Origin of the sequence: Psychrobacter sp. TB55-MNA-CIBAN-0194, assembly GCF_040309505.1 — a bacterium.
Lineage (GTDB): Bacteria > Pseudomonadota > Gammaproteobacteria > Pseudomonadales > Moraxellaceae > Psychrobacter > Psychrobacter fozii.
The window spans coordinates 1-278 of the sequence record NZ_JBEOOW010000208.1; the positions used below are offsets into that span (position 1 = coordinate 1).

Below are 278 nucleotides of genomic sequence, written 5' to 3' on the forward strand. Positions count from 1 at the left end.
TTCTTGGTCTTTGTCCTTGTTGGCGTCGGCTGGAACACTTTATGGGGGTTCAAGGGAACTTCTGTCGTTGTGGAGGGTCAGGGTTTTTCTAACAGCATCACTCAGTACGACGAATTCAAGGCTGGGGCGATGGTCGATACCGATAATCTCACCCCGTTTTCCATGAAGCTGCGCAAATTCGTGGTCTCTTTTGAGACTGGTACGGTGCAGCGCGGCGCCGCCCGTTCCTTCGACGCCACTGTCGACCTCACCATGGGCGGCAAGACGCAGACCCGAGA

1 protein-coding gene is annotated in these 278 nt (G+C 55.4%); it reads left to right on the forward strand.

Annotation, left to right across the window (positions count from 1 at the left end):
* Window positions 1-278 (forward strand): cytochrome c biogenesis ResB family protein (locus AAEY75_RS14850; RefSeq protein WP_352259999.1); only part of this gene is annotated, 278 nt, incomplete at both ends.